The organism is Micromonospora sp. RL09-050-HVF-A (genome assembly GCF_019374995.1).
GTDB classification, from domain to species: domain Bacteria; phylum Actinomycetota; class Actinomycetes; order Mycobacteriales; family Micromonosporaceae; genus Micromonospora; species Micromonospora antibiotica.
The window spans coordinates 195,207-210,650 of sequence record NZ_JAGKQP010000002.1 but is presented as its reverse complement, the minus strand read 5'-3'; the positions used below and the strand labels follow the sequence as shown (position 1 = coordinate 210,650).

General features: G+C 73.0%; 12 protein-coding genes. 6 read left to right on the top strand and 6 right to left on the bottom strand.

Annotation, left to right across the window (positions count from 1 at the left end; genetic code table 11):
• Positions 1–153 precede the first annotated feature (153 nt).
• Positions 154–1,137: a ketoacyl-ACP synthase III family protein gene (locus J7462_RS01180; RefSeq protein WP_219460530.1), complete on the bottom strand. Its 984-nt coding sequence runs from the start codon at positions 1,135–1,137 to the stop codon at positions 154–156.
• Positions 1,138–1,556: 419 nt separating this feature from the next.
• On the opposite strand from J7462_RS01180, the gene J7462_RS01175 reads away from it, so the two are divergent.
• On the top strand, positions 1,557–1,835 hold the full coding sequence (locus J7462_RS01175) for an acyl carrier protein (protein WP_219460528.1): 279 nt from the start codon (positions 1,557–1,559) through the stop codon (positions 1,833–1,835).
• Positions 1,836–2,013: 178 nt separating this feature from the next.
• Here the strand turns inward: J7462_RS01175 and J7462_RS01170 are convergent, their stop codons facing one another.
• A complete protein-coding gene (locus tag J7462_RS01170) occupies positions 2,014–8,496 on the bottom strand; it encodes a type I polyketide synthase (protein WP_219460525.1) in 6,483 nt (2,160 codons plus the stop codon).
• Positions 8,497–8,785: 289 nt separating this feature from the next.
• Between J7462_RS01170 and J7462_RS01165 the strand changes: the two genes are divergently transcribed.
• The 5 genes from J7462_RS01165 (at position 8,786) to J7462_RS01145 (ending at position 13,281) form a co-directional block, all read left to right on the top strand.
• Entirely contained in the window at positions 8,786–9,016 is a 231-nt protein-coding gene (locus J7462_RS01165) for a hypothetical protein (RefSeq protein ID WP_219460522.1), read from the top strand.
• Positions 9,017–9,192: 176 nt separating this feature from the next.
• Positions 9,193–10,014, top strand: a complete 822-nt coding sequence (locus tag J7462_RS01160; protein ID WP_219460519.1) for a glycosyltransferase domain-containing protein — start codon at positions 9,193–9,195, stop codon at positions 10,012–10,014.
• Positions 10,011–10,709, top strand: a complete 699-nt coding sequence (locus tag J7462_RS01155) for a class I SAM-dependent methyltransferase (protein WP_219460515.1) — start codon at positions 10,011–10,013, stop codon at positions 10,707–10,709. The genes J7462_RS01160 and J7462_RS01155 overlap by 4 nt, the downstream gene beginning before the upstream one ends.
• Positions 10,710–10,899: 190 nt before the next feature.
• On the top strand, positions 10,900–12,321 hold the full coding sequence (locus J7462_RS01150; protein ID WP_219460511.1) for a DHA2 family efflux MFS transporter permease subunit: 1,422 nt from the start codon (positions 10,900–10,902) through the stop codon (positions 12,319–12,321).
• 9 nt (positions 12,322–12,330) lie between these two features.
• Positions 12,331–13,281, top strand: coding sequence for a hypothetical protein (locus tag J7462_RS01145; RefSeq protein WP_219460508.1), 951 nt, complete (start codon positions 12,331–12,333; stop codon positions 13,279–13,281).
• A 6-nt stretch (positions 13,282–13,287) separates the two neighbouring features.
• On the opposite strand, the gene J7462_RS01140 is transcribed toward J7462_RS01145, so the two are convergent.
• The 4 genes from J7462_RS01140 to J7462_RS01125 form a co-directional block, all read right to left on the bottom strand.
• On the bottom strand, positions 13,288–13,548 hold the full coding sequence (locus J7462_RS01140) for a hypothetical protein (protein WP_219460505.1): 261 nt from the start codon (positions 13,546–13,548) through the stop codon (positions 13,288–13,290).
• Positions 13,549–13,723: 175 nt separating this feature from the next.
• Positions 13,724–13,984, bottom strand: coding sequence for a hypothetical protein (locus J7462_RS01135; protein WP_219460501.1), 261 nt, complete (start codon positions 13,982–13,984; stop codon positions 13,724–13,726).
• 136 nt (positions 13,985–14,120) lie between these two features.
• Entirely contained in the window at positions 14,121–14,531 is a 411-nt protein-coding gene (locus J7462_RS01130; protein WP_219460498.1) for a hypothetical protein, read from the bottom strand.
• Positions 14,532–14,747: 216 nt separating this feature from the next.
• Entirely contained in the window at positions 14,748–15,422 is a 675-nt protein-coding gene (locus tag J7462_RS01125; RefSeq protein ID WP_219460495.1) for a hypothetical protein, read from the bottom strand.
• Positions 15,423–15,444: the final 22 nt, after the last annotated feature.

Sequence of the window (15,444 nt, the reverse complement as noted above, 5' to 3'; positions counted from 1 at the left end):
AGCGCCTGCGCCGAGGGGGTCGCAGGTCCGCCAGGGTACGCGGATCGCGGGCGGTGGCCGCCACCGTCTCACCCCGGGCGAGCAGCTCGGTCACCAGCGCCCGGCCGAGACCGGCCGAGCTCCCGGTGACGAGCCAGGTACGTGCGGGCCCGGTCATGCCCCGGCCCACGCCGGGACGTCGAGGATCTCCAGGACCGCGCAGGACAGGGTGGCCGGCGCACCGCCGTAGAGCAGCAGGTGGTCACCGGCGGCCAGCTGCCCGGTGACCAGCAGGTGGTTGAGCGACAGCAGCTGGTCGCTCGCGCCGGTGTGCCCGACGCCGCGCCCGAACTGCCAGGTGGTGCGCTCCATGGTGATGCCCAGCGGCTCCACCAGGTCGTGCTGCACCATGTAGGCGGCGGAGTTTCCGCAGATGACCCGGGTCATGTCGGTCAGCTTGCGGTCGGCCTCGTCCAGCGTCCGTTCGATCAGGTCGAGCCGGGCGCGGGTCCTGATCTCGGCGGCGTCGGTCAGCGACATCACATTGTTGCGGAAGTGCTCGGCACGTTCGCGCATGTCGATCGTGCGGCCCTGCGCCGCCAGCGGCGGATACAGCGGCTCGCCGCCGCGGTACAGCGGCTCCACCTCGGGCACCACGACGCTGCCCACGGCGCGCAGCCGGGCGAAACCGGTGTCGCGGTCCAGCAGCAGCGCGCTGCCGGCGTCGCCCAGGATGAAGCCGGGCGCGGAGTTCCACCGGTCGATCAGCGGTGTGCCGAGGTTCTCCGCCGTGGTCACCAGCACCGTCCGGCCCGCCGCCGCGACGGCCAGGTGCCCGGCGGCGATCTCCAGCGCCGCGAACACGCCGTTGCAGCCCAACCGGACCTCGAACGCGGGGGTCGACGTGCCGACGACCTCCCGCTGGATGTACGGGCCGGGCAGCCACATCTCCGGACCCTGGTGGTGGATGGAGGCGTGCAGCACCAGGCCGATCCCGGTCGGGTCGACGGCGCCGCGGGTCAGCGCCTGCCGGGCCGCGTGCACGGCCATCTCCGGCGGTGAGACGTCCCCGGCGATGCCGACGCCGGTCAGCCGGTTCTCCAGGTAGGAGGCCGGGCTGTAATCCCCGCGCCGGGCGGCCTGTCCGGCGTCGGTCACGGGCGGTTGAAAGACACCCAGCCCGGACAGGTGAACGTTGGTGATCTTCAACCGCGTCTCCCGGATCGGCCGGCCATGGCACCACGTCCGCCATTCTTCAAGGACTGTAGTGGCCGTCCACGGGGGCACGGCGCACGTGACCTTGACGCCGGACTGAGAACTGCTTGAATCCGGCCGCCGTTGCGACTTCAGCACGCATGGAGGCGACCGGTGTCGCATTGACCGCCGCGAGTGGCCGTTGCTAACTTCGGGCCACGCATCGGGGAGATCTGTCGTCGGCTGGCGTGATGGCGCTGCGGGTCGTCGGTGACCACACACGACGTCGTCGATTGACGGCAGTTCGTCCGGAGAATGTGCGACCGGTCCACCGAGGACGCCGCCCCGCCACTCCCTGCCACCCGAGAGAAGGTAGCTGAACCATGTCAGCCGACGAGGTCCTCGCGTTCACCATGCAGGCGCTGCGGGAGATGAACTTCTACACCGACGACACCGGCCCCGACTCGATGCTCGGACCGTCCGGCGTCGACCTCGACTCGCTCGCCGTGTCCGAGCTCGCGCTGCGGGTCGAGGACCAGTTCGGCGTGACGTTCGACGACGACGACATCGAGACGCTGGCCATCATGACGCTGGGCGAGTTCGCCGCGGAGGTGGCCAAGCGGGCAGAGCTGATCCCGCAGGCCGACGCGGCGCGCGGCTGACGGGCGGTCCGACACCCGGCTCGACGACAGGCTCTACCGCACGACCACGGTGGCGGTGACCGGCACGCTCGCGGTCACCGCCACCGCCCGTACCGGACCAGTCCGCCCCGGGGCCACCGCGTCGGGCGGACGGCGTCGGGCCGCACGGGCGGCAGGTGGTACGGCGGGCCACGCCCGGTCAGTGGCGGCCCGGGTCGCCCAGCTGGCTGAACACCTCGCCGGCCAGGTCGGCGACGCTGTGGCCACCGAGCATCTTCGCGATCGGCAGCATCATGCCCAGGTCACGTTGGACCCGGGTGCGGACCTCCACGGCCATCAGCGAGTCCAGGCCCTGCCGCTTGAGCGGACGCCGGGGGTGCACCTGGGCCGACGGCATGCCCAGCACCTCCGCGAGGACCCCTGCCAGGTAACGCTGCACCGCGTCCTGGTCGGTCAGCGTGTCCGCCACCCCGGGAGCCGCCACCTGACCGACGCCCGGTCCCACCGGTACGGAACCCGTGGCGCTGGCGACGGCGGTGACGGGGGCAGCGGGGACGTGGGCCGTGACGTCGGGGACCGGGGTGCCGGTGTCCGTGGGTCGGTGCGTGGGCGGCGTCGCGGGCGACGGCGACCACGGCACTGCGGGTGCCGGGGTCGCAGCGGTGGTGGGCTCGGCGAGCAGGTCACGCAGCAGCGGCGAGGCCGCCGCGTCCGGATGCGCCGTCGCCCACCGCCGCCAGTCCGCAGGCAGCACCACGCCATGGGTGGCGTCCCTGGCCAGCAGCAGGCGCAGAGCCTCGATGCCCTCCCGAGGGCTGAACGTGTCCATCCCGGCGGGATTGATCGCCCGACCCTGCTGACGACCGACCCGCGCCGGCATGCCGACCGACCAGAAACCCCAGTTCACGCTGAGCGCGGTCGCCCCGGCGAGGCGGCGTTGGTCGGCCAGTGAGTCCAGGGCGGCGTTCGCGGCGGCGTACGCGCCGAGCATCGGGGAGCTGAGCACCGCCGAGCCGGAGGAGAACAGCACGAAGAAGTCCAGCGGCCGCTCGGCGAACAGCCGGTGCAGCACGGCCGCACCGGTGACCTTCGGGCGCAGGACCGCCGACAGCACCCCGTCGTCCAGCTCGGACAGTGCGCCGTACTCGATGACTCCGGCCGCGTGCACCACGCCCCGGATCGCCGGGCCGTCCTGCTCGTGGTGGCGCAGGACCGCCCGCATCGCCTCCTCGTCGGCCACGTCGACCGCCTCGTACGCCACCCGCACCCCGTGCCGTCGCAGGTCAGCCAGCCAGCCTTCGCCGCCGGTCCGGTCGAGCGGGGTCCGCCCGGTCAGCACGACGTGCCGGGCACCCTCGCGGACCAGCCAGTCCGTGACCACCCGGCCGAGGTCGCCCAGCCCGCCGGTGACCAGGTAGCCGGCGGCCGGATCGAGCCGGACCGGCCGGTGCGGGGCGGCGACCTCGACCGCTGCGGGCACGGTCAGTTCCGCCGTGGACACCAGCACCTTGCCGATGTGCCGGGCCTGGGCCATGTGCCGGAACGCCCCGACCAGCTCGGCAGCGGGAAAGACCCGGTGCGGCAGCGGTTCGAGCAGACCGGCCTGCACCAGGGCCAGGGTCTCCTCCAGGATCGCGCCGAGCCGGCGCGGGTCACTGAGCCCGAGATCCACCACGTCTACCACGAAGAACGAGGCGCCCCGGGCCAGCAGCCGCAGGTCCAACCGGGTGCCCTCGACCAGGTCACGGCGGCTCAGCTCGACGTAGCGCCCCCGGTCGGCCAGCAGCTCCACACTCTTGAGCAGGCCCTCCCCCGCCAGCGTGTTGAGCACCACGTCGACGCCCTCGCCCCGGGTGGCTTCCCGGATCTCGTCGGCGAACCCGGTGCTGCGCGAGTCGGACACGTGCGCGACACCCATCATCCGCAGCAGCGCCCGCTTCTCCGGGCTGCCCGCGGTGGCGTACACCTCGGCGCCACGCCAGCGGGCCACCTGCACCGCGGCCAGGCCGACCCCGCCGGTGGCGTGGTGGATCAGCACCCGCTCGCCCGGCCGCACCTGGGCCAGGTGCACCAGCGACTGGTAGGCGGTGACCAGGGCGACCGGCACGGTGGCCGCCTCCTGCGGGGTGAGCCGGGCCGGCCGCCGGCGTACCAGGTGCGCGTTGACGCACAGGTAGCTGGCGGCGGGCGTCTCCAGTGCGACCGCCACCACCTCGTCACCGGGCCGCAGCCCGGCCACGCCCGGTCCGACCCGGGTGACCGTGCCGGCGCACTCACCGATCACGGTCGCGGGTCGGTCGGACAGGCTCGGATACATGTCCATCGCGACCAGCACGTCGCGGTAGTTCAACGCGAGGTAGTCGGCACGCACCTCCACCTCGCCCGGCCCCGGCGCGCGCCGCGGCACCGGCACCAGGCGCATCCCGTCCAGCATGCCGGGCACGGTGGCCTGCACCTGGTGGGCGACCTCGACGCCGTCCGGCCGACGGACGCCGACGGAGCTGGACCGCAGCCGCGCCGCGTACCGCCGGTCGCCCCGCAGCGCCACCTGGTCCTCCGGGCCGGCACCGGCCAACTCCCGGCCCAACGCGGCGGCGAGTTCGGCCGGCGACCCCGCCGGGTCCAGGTCGACCAGGGCACAGCGCAGATCCCGGTGCTCGTGGGCGAGCACCCTGCCCAGCCCCCAGACGGCACCCTGCCACATCGACACGCTGCGGTCCGTGTCCCCCGCCCGGTGCGCGCCCCGGGTCACCAGGGTCAGCCGGGGCGGCTCGGCCAGGCCGGCGTCGGCGAGGGCCCGCAGCAGGCGCAGGATGCTGGCACAGCCGAGACGCTCGGCGTCCTGCGCCTGCCGCTGCACCGGGGCCGAGTCGTCGGGCTGGTCCACGTCCAGCGCCCAGAGGTGCACCACCTCGGTCGGCGTCAGGCCGTCGAAGTCGGCCCGCACGTCGGCGAGCAACCGGCGGTACTGCGCCGGTGCGGTCGGGTCGATCTCGTAGTGGTCGGCTGCCAGCCGCCGGTAGCCGGTGCCCGCGAACACCCGCACCTCGGCGTCGAGCGCGCCGCCGACGCCGGTCCGGTCGGCGAGGACCAGGCGGCGGTCGCCCGGCCGCGGCACGTCGGACAGCGCCGGCAGCGGCTGCCACCGCAGCTCGTGGAACCAGCCGTCGGGGTCACGTACCGAGTCCGGCGGTTGTAGGTACTGCAGGCGCAGTCCGTTGATCTCCACGATCACCCGGCCGTCCGCGTCGGACACCACCAGGTCGCCGCAGACCGAGTCGGAGCGCCAGGCGGTGACCGCGACGGCGTGCGCCCAGGCGGGTGTGCCGGGATCCGGGTGGATCGACAACTCGTCGATGCTGCCCAGGACGAACGCCGACGACCGGTCCCCGGCCGGGATCAGCGACGCGAGCACCTGCCCGCACGCGTCCAGCAGCGCCGGGTGGCAGGTGTACCCGCTCGGGTCGACCCCGGCGGGCACCTGGATGCGGCCCAACGCCTGACCGTCGCCCAGCCAGAGCTCCGCGACGCCCTGGAACGCGCCCCGCCACTCGTTGCCCCGCTCGGCGAAACGCCGGTAGAAGTCCGCGCCGGTGAGGTGGTCGGGGCAGGCCGCCCGGATCGTGTCCAGCGGCAGCGTGCGCCGCCCGGCGGGTGGGGTCCGGGTCACCGTGCCGGTGACGTGGGTCGCCTCCGCACCGGTCACCGCGAAGTCCCAGGTGTCCGGCCCGCGCGGGGTGAACGTCGTGGCCAGGGCGGGTGCCGGCTGGTCCGGGCGCAGGAACAGCGCGTCGACGTACCGGATGTCGCGCAGGACGGGCGTCTGCCCGCCGCAGATCCCGTCGGCGGCGGCGTGCACCATCTCCGCGTACGCCGTGCCGGGCACGACCACGGTGCCCTGCACCTGATGGTCGAGCAGGTAACGCTCGCGGGTGAGGTCGACGACCCGCTCCACCCGGTGCGGGGCCGGCCGGCCGGCTACGGGCGGGACGAGCCAGTACCGCTGGCGCTGCCAGGGGTAGGACGGCAGTCGCACGTAGCGGGGCGGCGGCCCGCCGGACACCCGGTGCCAGTCGACCGGGCACCCGGCCCGGTGCAGGGCGCCGACGGTGTCGAGCAGGCTGGCCCGTTCCGGCTCGTCGCGGCGCAGGCAGCCGACGGCGGCACCGCCGGACCCGGCGAGGGCCAGGGCCTCCCGGATGGCCGGCAACAGGACGGGGTGCGGGCTGATCTCCACGAACACCGTCTCGCCCCGCCCGGCCAGGTGTGCCACCGCGCCGCCGAAGCGCACCGGCTCACGCAGGTTGCGTACCCAGTAGGCCGCGTCCCACCCGGAGCCGTCGCACGGCGCGTCGTCCACGGTGGAGTGCAACGGGGTACGCCCCGCGCGGGGCGCAATGTCGCCGAGGCAGGCCAGCAGCTCCTCGCGCAGCTGCTCCATCTGCGGGCTGTGCGAGGCGACGTCCACCTTCACCTGGCGGCAGAACACGCCGCGCCCCTCGAGGTCCGCGACGATGGCGGTCAGGGCCTGCGGGTCGCCGGAGAGGACCGTCGAGCCGGGGCTGTTGCTCACCGCCACGCCCACCAGGTGCTCGTGGCCGGCCAGCGCGGCCTGCGCGTCGGTGACGGACAGCTCCACCGAGTACATGGCGCCCTGCCCGGCGACCGTCTTCAGCAGCCGACTACGCCGGCAGATCACCGCTGCGGCGTCGGCGAGGCTGAGCGCGCCCGACGCGCATGCCGCGGCCACCTCGCCCATGCTGTGCCCCACCACGTGGTCCGGCTCGACGCCCCAGTCGCGCAGCAGCGCGCACAGGGCGGTCTGCATCGCCCACAGGGTCGGCTGGATCGTGTCGATCGACGCCGGGGCGTCCGCCTCGCCGGTCAGCCGGGCCAGCAGCGACCAGCCGGTCTCGGCCCGGACCGCCTCGTCGCAGCGGGTGAGCATGTCGCGGAAGACCGGCGAGCCGGCCAGCAACTCGCGCCCCATGCCGTCCCACTGCGAGCCCTGGCCGGGGAAGACGAAGACGACCGCCGGCCGGTCGCCCTCCACCGGCGCCGACGCGGTGACGCCCAGCCGGGGCCGGGACTCACCGGCGGCGTACGCCCGCAGCCGCTCGACCAGCTCGTCCGGCGACGTGCCGACGGCGGTCAGCCGGTGCTCATGGTGGTCGCGCCGGGTGGCCGCGCTGAAACACACGTCGCGCAGCGGCAGTTCCCGCCCGGCACCACCCGGTTCGAGAAAGCGTGCGTACCCGGTGGCGAGCGCGGCGAGCGCGTCCGGGTCGGGTGCGGAGAGCACCAGCAGCTGCGCCTCGTCCCCGTCGGCAGGTGCGGGTGCGGGTGCGGCCGGTGGGTACCCGCCGAGCACCACGTGGGCGTTGGTGCCGGAGATGCCGAACGAACTGACCCCGACCAGGCCCGGCCGGTCGGTCTGCGGCCACGGGGTGCGTTCGCGCACCAGCCGCAGCCGCAGGCCCGTCCAGTCGACCGCGCCGGTCAGCTCCTCGGCGTGCAGGCTCGGCGGGATCTCCCGGTGCTGGAGGGCGAGCACCGCCTTGATCACCCCGGCCAGCCCGGCGGCCGCCTCGGTGTGGCCGATGTTCGTCTTGACCGAGCCGACCAGACACGGCGACCGCCCGTCCCGACCCTCGCCGGTCACCACGCCGAGGGCCCTCAGCTCCACCGGGTCACCGGCCGCCGTCCCGGTGCCGTGCGCCTCGACGTAGTCCACCAGCCCGGCCGACACGCCCGCGTCGGCGTACGCCGCGCGCAGCGTCTCCTCCTGGCCCGGCTGGGACGGCGTGAGCAGGTACCCGCCGGACTGGCCGTCGTTGCCGACCGCGGACCCGTAGATCACCGCGTGGATCGCGTCGCCGTCCGCCTCGGCCCGGTCCAGCGGCTTGAGCACCAGCACGGCGACCCCCTCGCTGCGGACGAAGCCGTCGCCGTGGGCGCTGCCGAACTTGCACCGGCCGTCGGGCGCGAGCATCCTGGCCGCGGAGAACGGGATGGTCTCCTCGGGAGAGAGGACCAGGTTCACCCCGCCGGCCAACGCCAGCTGGGTCTCCCCGTTGCGGACGCTCTGGTAGGCCAGGTGCAGCGCCGCCAGGCTGGAGGAGCAGGCGCAGTCCACCGCCATGCTGGGGCCGCGCAGATCGAAGGCGAACGACACCCGTCCGGCCAGGAAGCTGCGGGCACCGCCAGTCGCCGCGTGCAGGTCCAGCACCGACGCGTCACTGAGCAGGTGCCCGTAGGCGGAGGACATGCCGCCGATGTAGACACCGGTGCGGGTCGTGGACAACCGCTCGCGGGTCAGGCCCGCGTCGGCGAGCGCCTCGGCCGCGGTCTCCAGCAGCAGGCGCTGCTGGGGGTCCATCCGCTCCGCCTCCCGGGGCGCCACCCCGAAGTAGCCGGCGTCGAACTGGTCGATCTGGTCGAGGAAGCCGCCCCGGCGGCTGATGATCCGGTTCGGCGTGCCCGGTCGCGGGTCGTGGTAGGCGTCGATGTCGTACCGGCTGGCCGGCACCTCGGTGATCGCGTCACCGCCACCGCTGAGCAGTTGCCAGAGCTGCGCCGGTCCGTCGGCCCCCGGGAAGCGGCAGCCGATGCCCACCACGGCGACCGGAGTCCCGGTCGGTTTCCCGACCTGCGACCGTGCCGACTCGCCCCGTCCGGTCATCCGGCCCGCCTCTCTCGGCATCGTGTGACGGCTGCGACCCGAGTCTCCCGGCCACCACTAGGAAATGGCTTGAGAAACTACGGACATCAATGGTCAGACACGCTAGCCTCTCGGTCGGGACCATCGGCGTGAGGCCCCAATTCCCCTTTTTTTGCGGGTGCAGATGGAAATTCGGATCCTCGGTCCACTGGTCCTCTGGGGCGCGAATCCGCCGGTCAGCGCACCGACCACGCTGTAGACGTACGTCCTGCAGGTCCGCAAGTGCCTGGGCCGACTGCTGGACGCCGCGGTGACCGAGGTCGCCCGGCGTCTGCTGGTCACCTTGGCCGGCGGATACCGGCTGGGGCTCGACACCAGCGAGTTGGACCTGCGGACCTTCGAGCAGCTCGCCACGACCGGGCGGCGCTCCCTCGCGGCCGGCGAGCACGTCGCGGCGGCGGCGAGCCGGCTCCTCGACCACCTCGTACGTCGCCAGGCCCCCGGGCGGCGGTGCGGGAACCCCGTCGACCACTGCGCTTGAGAACGGCTCGACAACAGCTCTTGCGGGCGGCGGGGGTGGGTGGCGCTGCTCGACAGCGACCATGGTGGATAGATAGTTTGGCAGCCGGTCGACCCCCGCCCAGCTCGGGCAGCCGTCCCAGCGCGCGTCCGGTGCGGTCCCACGCCACGATCCGCCAGCACGATTGGACGCCGAAGATGAGGGTCATCACCATCGCCACCGACCTCGAACATCCCTTCCTACGCAGACTGCTGGAACCGTCCTGCGCGGCTGCGGGACTCAGGCTGGTCGTCCTGGAGGGCACGCAGAAGGGTTTCCGGCCGAGGGACAAGCGCGCGTTACTGACCGAATACCTCGACCGGCACGTGGCGCCCGACGAGTTGGTGATGTTCACCGACGCGTACGACACGCTCTTCCTGCGGGGGGCGGATCACATCCTCGACACGTACGCGGGCTTCCCGCAGCGTGTCGTGTTCAGTGCCGAGTCGAACTGCTGGCCGCTGGGCAACGTCGGCCTCGCCCTGCACGACAGCCCGCCCGTGCGCCCGTACCCCTATCTCAACAGCGGTGGCTTCATCGGGCCGGCCGGCGACATCGTGGCCCTCTCCGCGAAGTACCCGAAGCCCCCCAGCGAGCACTTTCCCCTCCTGGGTCGCCTGAGGGCGCACGGCGTCGACCCGGACCGGCTGCACGCCACCAGCGACCAGTACCACTGGATGCTCGTCCAGCTCCTCGAACCGGACACCGTCGGGCTCGACCACGGCGCGGTCCTGTTCGAGAACTTCGCCCCGGCGGTCGCGAACTTCTGTGAGCTGTCCCGCTGGACGAGTGACTTCCGCACCAACGGCCGGCAGGCGGCCAGCTACCGACGGGAGCGTACGAGGCTCGAGTCGCGGTTGCAGTCACCAAGCGGCGCCGCCCAGGTGCACTTCGCCTCCGCCCTGGCCAAGACGGTGGTCCTCGACCTCCTCGACGAGGGGCAGCTGCCCTCCTGGCTGGCGGGGGTGTTGCCGCGGTGAGCGCCCGGCCGGAATACGAGGAGCGCCACCGCCCCTCCCTGCAACGCAACGAACTCCAACGCAACGACCTGCTGGCCATGCAGGCACTGGCCCCGCTGTCGCTGACGTACCTGCCGTGGAGCGCGAGCGCCATGCGGCCGAGCGGAGTCGTCGCGGTGCTCAACGAGATCCTGGTCAACCAGCGTCGGTCCGTCGTCGAGCTGGGCAGTGGCGTCTCCACCTTCTACATCGGCCGGCTCCTGCGGCAGCGGGGCGGGCACCTGTGGACCGTGGAGCACGACGAACGCTGGGCGGAACTGCTCGGTCAGGAGCTGGCGCGCGAGGGCCTCGGCGACGTGGTGACCGTGGTGCACGCCCCCCTGGTGCCTGTGGAGTCCCGCTGGCCGGACGAGGAGTCGACCTGGTACGAGCAGCGCCGTCTCGCGGAGATGACCGCGGGCCGGGCCGTCGACCTGCTCCTCGTCGACGGACCTCCCGCCTACCAGGCGGCGAACGCGCACGCCCGTCATCCCGCCGGGCCCTTCTTCGCCGCGCGGTTCGCCGAGGACTTCGCCGTCGTGCTCGACGACATCGACCGGCGTGGTGAACAGGACATCATGCGGTGCTGGGAAGACGAGATCGGGGTGACGTTCGAGCACCGCCCGACCAACGGCCGGATCGGCATCGGCCGGCCCGGACCGGCATTCACCGTGTAGGAACGGGCCGACCACCGCGCCCGCCGAGCGCCCCGGCCGGTCACCCGCAGCCGGGTGCGGACCGGGAACAAGCCCCGCACCGCCGCAGCGACGCCCGGCTCCGGCTTGACCTGGAGCGCACTCGAATACCTAGCATCACCCCGGTCACGACGTGACATCAGATGATGACCGTACGTATCGGGAGAACCTGGTGAGCGAGCTCAGCCCACGCCGTCGCACCCTGGTGCTGGCGATCTGCTGCGCCAGCATGGTCCTGGTGGTGGTGGACATCTCCATCGTCAACACCGCCCTGCCCCGCATCCGCGACGACCTGGCCGCCACGGTGACCGGCCTGCAGTGGATCATCGACGCCTACACACTGGTGCTGGCCGCCTTCCTCCTGCTGGCCGGTTCCACGGCGGACCGGGTCGGTCGGCGGCGGGTCTTCCAGACCGGCCTCCTCATGTTCGGCGTCGGCTCGCTGCTGTGTGGCGTGTCGCCGGGCATCGGCTGGTTGATCGCGGCGCGGGCCGTGCAGGCCATCGGCGCGACCATGCTGAACCCCGTGGCGATGGCGATCGTCGCGAACACCTTCACCGTCCCCGCCGAACGGGCCAGGGCCATCGGCGTCTTCGGTTCGATGTCCGGCCTGTCGCTCGCGCTGGGCCCCGTCCTCGGCGGTGCGCTGATCGACGGCTTCGGCTGGCGCTCCGTCTTCTGGATCAATGTGCCGTTGGCGCTCGTCGCGTTCGCCCTCACCGCGAGGTACGTGCCGGAGTCGCGCGCGCCGCGGCCCCGCCGGTTCGACCCGGTCGGCCAGCTCCTGGTGATCGTGGTGCTCGGCAGCGTCGTCTACGCGGTCATCGGGTCCAACCGGCAGGGCTGGACGGCACCGGTCATCCTGGGGCTGCTCGTCGCCGCCGCGCTGGCCACGGTCGGCCTCGTCGGGTACGAGGCCCGCCGGGTCGATCCACTGCTGGAGTGGCGGCTGTTCCGCAGCGTGCCGTTCAGCTCGGCGATCCTGATGGCCCTGTTCGCGCTCTGCGCCTTCGGGGCCTTCCTGTTCGTGACCACGCTCTACCTCCAGCACGTCCGCGGCATGTCGGCGCTGACCGCCGGGCTCAGCCTGCTGCCGCTCGGTGCGTCGATCGCGCTGCTCTCGCCGTACACCGGGACGGTGGTCGGGGCCCGTGGGCCGCGCCTGCCGCTGCTCGCCTCGGGGACGGCGCTCACGCTGGGCGGCCTCACGTCCCTGCTGATCGGGCCGGCCACCCCGCTCGTCGCCGTGCTCGCGAGCTATCTGCTCTTCGGAATCTTCCAGGGCACCCTCAACCCGCCGGTCACCAACACCGCGGTCTCCGGGATGCCGCGTTCGATGGCGGGCCTGGCCACCTCACTCGCCTCGGCGGGCCGTCAGACCGGCACCACCCTGGGGGTCGCGATCGCCGGCACGATGGTGGGCTCGGTCGGTGACGGCACCTCGTTCACCGACTCCACCCGGCCGGTGTGGTGGCTGGTGTCCGGTCTCGGCGTGGGCATCGCCGCCCTGGCGCTGCTCAGCACCGGACGGTGGGCGAGGGGCACCGCTTCGCGGGCCGCCACGCGGTTCGGTGCCGTCGGTCGGGTTGGTTAGCATCGGGCCATGATCGAGGAGCTGGTCCGGAAGGTGTCCGCCGGTGACGACGACGCGGTCGAGGAGTTGTCCCTGATCGCGGACACCGAGCCGGGCAGGCTGACGCCGCACCTGAGCTCGCTTCTCGACCACGACGTGCTGTGGCCGGGAAAGCTGTACCGGGCGGCGGACGCCGACGTGGTCCGCCGGGTCGTCGCGCGTGTCGACGGCGGGCGGACACCGGAGCAGCTCAACCACCTGCTGGTCGTCCTGGCGCACACCGCCCACCCGCTGGCCGAGGACGCCCTACGTCGCTGGTCGGCTCAGCCCCCGCCCGGCGCGGACACGCTGCACGTCGACATCCTGGACTACGCGTCCGAGGGCGGCTGGACGGTCGACCCGCAGGGCCACCGGCGCGACCTGTGCGGGGACACCGCGTACCGGTGGCTCATGCGCGAGGCACCACGGCGGCCGGACGTGGCGATCTGCCCGTGGTGCGCGTCGCCGCTGTGGACGGCTGCGGACCTCGACCCGGCGGACCCCGCCGTCGGTGTCGCGTTGGCGCACACCGGCTGGTCCGGTCGCCTGGTGATCGAGACGTGCCACTTCTGCGCCTGTTACACGACGCTGTACAGCCGGGTCACGCCGGACGGCGGCACCGGCTGGTGGACCGGTAACACCCGCCCCGACCATCTCGGTCCCGCCGGGACGGAGGATCCGCCCGCGCTGCTGCCGGTCCCCGGGGAAGCCCAGGAGAGCCCCTATCAGGCCAGCGCGTGGGACCGGGGCGGTTCGACGCTTGGTGGCCGGCCCGACTGGATCCAGGACGCCGACCACCCCGACTGCCCCGGGTGCCGGCAGCCGATGGACTACGTCGGTCTGGTCGGCGGCGCGGACCTGGACGAGTACGGCGAGGGCGCCTACTACCTGCACCTGCACCGGCCGTGCGGGTTCGCCGCCGTCAACTACCAGCAGAGCTGACCTGCGTCACCCCTGCCGCTCAGCGGCGCTGCGGTGCAGGCGGGCGGCGACGGCGGCACCGATGGTGCCCGTGGGGGTCGTGACGACGACCATGACGCCCATCGTCACGCGGTGGGCGGCACGGGGAGAAGGACCGGTTCGGGCGCGATCATCACCCTGGCGCTGCCGACCGGTCACCCGCTCACCGCGCCGCCACGGCTGCGGCTGGCCGACATCGAGGCCGGGCACCAGCAGGTCGTCCCCGGCGCGTACGTCTACGTCCGCCACGGTGAGCAGCGGCCACCGTTCGCGGACATGGTGCAGATGCTGCGGCAGATCGAACTCGGACGGATGGTCGCGCTGCTGCCCGCCTCGGTGGCCGCCCGGGCGTACCGGACGGGTGCGGTGAACCCGTCCGGTACGCCCGGGCGGGCCGTGGGCCGGGGCCGCCCGTCGTCGGGGCTCAGCCCGCGATCGAGGCCCGGAAGTACCAGCCGTTGTACTGGCTGTCGGGCAGGGTGCGGTAGACGCAGTTGCTGGCCACCTCGCCCCAGTAGCTGGCGTCGATGCGCCACTGCTCGCACTCCTCGTACGTGGCGAAGGCCCCGTTCCAGTCGAACGGCACGGCGGCGGCCGGGGCCGGCTGGACGGTGAAACTGACGGCGGCCGCCGCGGTGGCGACCACCGCGAGTCGGGTGAACCGGCGGCGCATCGGCTGGGGCATGGGGGTCCTTCCGCAGGGGTGACGGGACTGTGACCGATCGTAGATCCACAGTGGCCGATCGCTGATCCACCGTTCGGGCAGGCCCCGGGGACCCGACGCGGGACGGCCGGGCCGCCCTGCGCCGGCACGGGAGGTGTCAGTCGTGGACGCCGACGTGGAAGTTGAAGACCGCACCGTTGCGGGTGAGGGTGAGGTTCCACTTCCCGCCGTTCTTCAGCACCACCGGGTTGACGGTCGGATACCGCTGGAGGAACCAGTCCTCCAACTGCTGCGCCTGCGCGGCGGCGAGCACCCCGACCTCCCCGATCGCCGCTGCCTGGTGCGGTTCCTGGTTGCAGCCGGCGTTGAACCGGTAGCTGGTGTCGCGGTTCCACCGGCCGCTGCCGAGCATCGTGACCGTCACCGGGCCGGAGTGCTGGAACGCCAACTGCGGGACCGCGGGGTCGGCGACGACCACGCCGGGTGGTGTCTCCAGGGACGGGAACGGCACGGCCACCGTCTCGATGACGGCCTGCGATGCCCAGTTGAAGTCGACCTCGAACGGCATGCCCATCCTCCTGACCGGGGTGTCCCGTCCGCCGGCCTGTCGCGACGGCACGTCGACGTGACCCATCATGGGTGGGACCCGAAGTCACATGGCGGCTACTGTCCGTGCCCGGACACTGCCGGCCAACCGACAGCGTCCGGCACGGACCCGGCCCCGGCGGGCGGTGGCGACGCCGACCGTCGGTTGACGGATCGGTCGTCGCGCCACCGGCCGTCGTCAGCAGGCGGCGCGCTGGCCGGAGTAGTGGACGCCGATCCGGCCGACCACGGTCAGGTCGGTCAGGGCGGTGTCGGCGGCGCGGTTGACGTAGCAGGAGTACCGGTGCTGGTTGATCACCTCAAGGTGGATGTGCGCGCCGCTGTCCCCGTTGACCTGGTAGCAGCTGGAGTACCGGAACCGGCCGGTCTCACCGAGCTTGGTCCACGGGCCGACCGAGGCCCCGACGACGACACCGCCGGGTTTGTCGTTCACGTGCATCACGTCCGCCCGGCCGATGATCCCACCGGTCGTGGTGTCCCGGGCTTCGAGTCCGATCCGGTAGCCGCCGTCGGCGAGGTTGCCGGTCGCGCAGCCCGGACGGACGGTGACCACGGTGACCGCGACCGGGTGCCCGGCCGCCGTCTTGGTGCCGAACGGGGAGACGACGGTGGCTCCCGGGTTGCGGTAGATGTCGACCGCCCAGTCGTTGGTGTAGCCCCAGTTGCCGAACACGATGTGGTGGTTGGCCGGCCCGGACCCGCCGAACCTGTTCCAGGTGGACGAGTCCTGGATCGGTGGGTACACCGCGATCGCGTCGGCGGTGTCGTGCGCGGCGGCCGGGGTCGCCGGTACGGCGACGGCTCCCAGCACGAGCGCGAGCGCGCCGAGCGTACGGGCGATACGGAACCTCATCGTGCCTCCGAAAGGGTGTGCG

Excerpts from the sequence above, each read along its gene's own strand:
- J7462_RS01170 (WP_219460525.1), bottom strand. The coding sequence starts at position 8,496 with ATGACCGGACGGGGCGAGTCGGCACGGTCGCAGGTCGGGAAACCGACC.
- J7462_RS01145 (WP_219460508.1), top strand. The coding sequence starts at position 12,331 with ATGATCGAGGAGCTGGTCCGGAAGGTGTCCGCCGGTGACGACGACGCG.
- J7462_RS01130 (WP_219460498.1), bottom strand. The coding sequence starts at position 14,531 with ATGCCGTTCGAGGTCGACTTCAACTGGGCATCGCAGGCCGTCATCGAG.
- J7462_RS01125 (WP_219460495.1), bottom strand. The coding sequence starts at position 15,422 with ATGAGGTTCCGTATCGCCCGTACGCTCGGCGCGCTCGCGCTCGTGCTG.
- J7462_RS01175 (WP_219460528.1), top strand. The coding sequence starts at position 1,557 with ATGTCAGCCGACGAGGTCCTCGCGTTCACCATGCAGGCGCTGCGGGAG.
- J7462_RS01135 (WP_219460501.1), bottom strand. The coding sequence starts at position 13,984 with ATGCCCCAGCCGATGCGCCGCCGGTTCACCCGACTCGCGGTGGTCGCC.
- J7462_RS01160 (WP_219460519.1), top strand. The coding sequence starts at position 9,193 with ATGAGGGTCATCACCATCGCCACCGACCTCGAACATCCCTTCCTACGC.